Genomic DNA, 2,866 nt, shown 5'->3' on the forward strand with positions numbered 1-2,866 from the left:
TCGATCGATTCTAGCGACCAGCGCCAACCAGCCCTCCCCAGCCTAAACGCCTGAGCGGGTTGACGAGCGTGTGTGTCATGGACCCCCAGCGTTGACCTGTCAGCCTATGATCTTCGTCTGTTCTCAAGGAAATGCTGCAATTGCCTGACCAATCTCAATCCTGTAGGAGAACTCTGGCTTCCCTGGAGGACGCCTACGAGCTGTGTCGTCAGACGACCGCAAAGTACTCCAAAACGTTTTATCTGGGGACGCTGCTCATGCCGGAGGCAAAGCGGCGGGCAATTTGGGCAATCTACGTTTGGTGCCGCCGCACCGATGAGCTAGTGGATGGTCCTCGCGCTGCCTTGACAACCGACACCACGCTGGATCAGTGGGAACATCAGCTAGAGTCCATTTTTGCCGGAGATCCGATCGAGGACCCCGATGTTGCCCTGGTCGATACCCTACAGCGCTTTCCGGTAGAAATTCAGCCGTTCCGCGACATGATTGCAGGTCAGCGGATGGATCTGTACCGATCGCGCTACCAAACCTTCGAGGAGCTAAACCTCTACTGCTACCGGGTTGCAGGTACGGTTGGGCTAATGACAACGCCCGTGATGGGTGTTGATACGACGTCCCGAACGGCACCGTGGGATTTGTACTCACCCGCCAAGGCTGACCCCACCGAGCAAGCGATCGCGTTGGGCATTGCCAACCAGCTCACCAATATCCTACGGGACGTGGGCGAAGATGCCCGTCGCGGTCGCATTTATATTCCGCTGGATGAGCTGGCGTTGTTCAACTACACCGAAGCCGATCTCGTCAACGGTGTTGTGGACGATCGCTGGCGCGAACTGATGCGCTTTCAGATCCAGCGCGCCCGCAAATTCTTTGCGGAGGCAGAACGCGGCATCAATACCCTCAGCCGTGATGCCCGCTTTCCCGTCTGGGCGGCGTTGATGCTTTACAGCGGCATTCTGAACGAAATTGAGCGTAATGATTACGATGTGTTCCGCAAGCGAGCGTATGTTCCGGGTCCCCGCAAGCTAACCTGTTTGCCGATCGCCCGTCTCCGCGCGGCTGTCCTCTAAGTCTCAATATCGTATCTTCAAGCCCTTCAGCTTCCTACTTACCCTGACAGTTCAGCAAACATGATTGAACAGAGCATCCCAACTACCAATGGCTAAGGGATCTGTGGGCTAATCCAGTACTAGTCTGGCTTATGGCTTGGCGATCGTCCCTGATTACTCATTAGTCAGGCTCACTGGCTGCCTAGGTGCGATCGCCCCTCGGTTGGCGAATTAACCCTGCCTCCTATAATGAGTGGATACTTGCCCCCGTTGAATCGCTCTGTTTGCGTCCACCTGAAGCGCGGGTAGCAAGGGTAGTCTATGCAACGGCTTCGGCACTTCAAAAAACAGTTTCCGTCTAATTCGCCGCGTTGTGCTGGGTTCCGCTCTCCGCTGCTGCTGGCGTTTGCGGTGCTGGCGTTGACGAGCGCTCTGGGGCATCGGTTCTACAATGCGCCGCGATTGGATGTTGGAAAAGCGGCGACCCAAACCATTTACGCGCCTGCTAGCGCCACGGTCGAAGATGCTAGAGCCACCGAGGAGAAGCGCAAAGCCGCCCGCAAGGATTCCATTTCGGTGCTGATGCTGGATCAGGCGGCGAATCAGCAGATTTATCAAACTCTGCGACAGCAGCTAGAGCAGGGCACTAATCTGCGACAGCTTGCGGGGTCGTTTCCGATCGTGCCGACCTCCGTACTGTCGCTGCGGACGCAGTCTTACTTGCGGAAGCTAAGCGAAAACGACTGGCTAACGGCGCAAAGCCTCCTGACGGCTGTTCCGTCCACGAGATCTGCCCGTCCGAAGCCCACTCCGGGGGCGATCGATCCGCAAGTGACTGCGGAGCTTCAAGCGTATCGGCAAACGTCGGATATTGCTGCCGCATTCAATTTAGTTCAGACGATCGCTCAAGCTCGCTTTAAGTATTTGACGGCGATCGGCTCGCTGCCGCAGCCGGAAACGCCCGATGCTAAATCCGTTTACAATGCCTCGCTGTTTGAGCTAACCGATGCCGACTGGCAGCAAACGCAAACCAAGGTTCTGGAAGCGGCTGAACGCATCTTGGCGCAGGGGATTCCGGTTGGGCTGCCGGAGTCGCTGTTGCAGAACGCGGTGCAGATACAGATACGCAGTTGGGTTCCCAAACCCGCAGAACCACTGGCGACCCAACTACTGCTGACCTCGCTGCAACCGAACCTGATGCGGGACGATGAGCAAACTCGGCTGCGAGCGGAGCAAGCCGCGCAGGGAATCCAACCTGAGATGGTCACGATTCAGCAGGGCGACATCATTGTGCGTCTGGGAGCAACGATCACCTCCGAAGAGTTTGCGCTGCTGGATCACTTCAAGCTGAGTCGGCGCGGGACCGATTGGTCTAGCTTGATCGGCTTTGGCGTGCTGGTAAGCGGCTCGATCGGCGTGTACTGGCTGGTCGAGCGTCGATTTCATACCAAACTGCGGCAGCGCGATCGCTTGCTTATTTGTTTGCTCACCTTGACAACGCCTGTTCTGATTGCGCTGCGTGTGCCATCCACCAACTTGCCTGCGGTGGGGCTGTTGATTAGCACGGTGTACGGCGCACCGCTGGGGATCACCGTGACGGGACTGCTGACCGTGCTGCTGCCGATCGGCATGATGCTGGACTGGAGCCACCTGCTGTCGAGTGCGGCAGGTGGTTTGCTCTGTGGAGCCATGGCGGGACGGCTGCGATCGCGCGAGGAACTGTCGCTACTTGGGACCGCAGTTGGGATGCTTCAGGGCGGGCTGTATCTGCTGTTTAATGTGGCGTCTGGGGTTGCCTGGTATACGCTGCTGGGGTC

1 protein-coding gene and 1 pseudogene are annotated in these 2,866 nt (G+C 57.6%); both read left to right on the top strand.

Features of this window, described 5'->3' with window-relative positions; all coding sequences use genetic code 11:
* Positions 1-131 precede the first annotated feature (131 nt).
* Complete coding sequence (gene crtB / locus H6F43_RS10230) at positions 132-1,070, top strand: 15-cis-phytoene synthase CrtB (protein WP_190342679.1); 939 nt, start codon at positions 132-134, stop codon at positions 1,068-1,070.
* A gap of 300 nt (positions 1,071-1,370) precedes the next feature.
* Positions 1,371-2,866, top strand: a pseudogene (locus H6F43_RS10235) (hypothetical protein); the annotation flags it as partial.

The organism is Leptolyngbya sp. FACHB-36 (assembly GCF_014695955.1).
Classification (GTDB): Bacteria; Cyanobacteriota; Cyanobacteriia; order Leptolyngbyales; family Leptolyngbyaceae; genus FACHB-36.

Coding starts and splice junctions, on each gene's coding strand:
- crtB (WP_190342679.1), top strand. CDS start 132: ATGCTGCAATTGCCTGACCAATCTCAATCCTGTAGGAGAACTCTGGCT.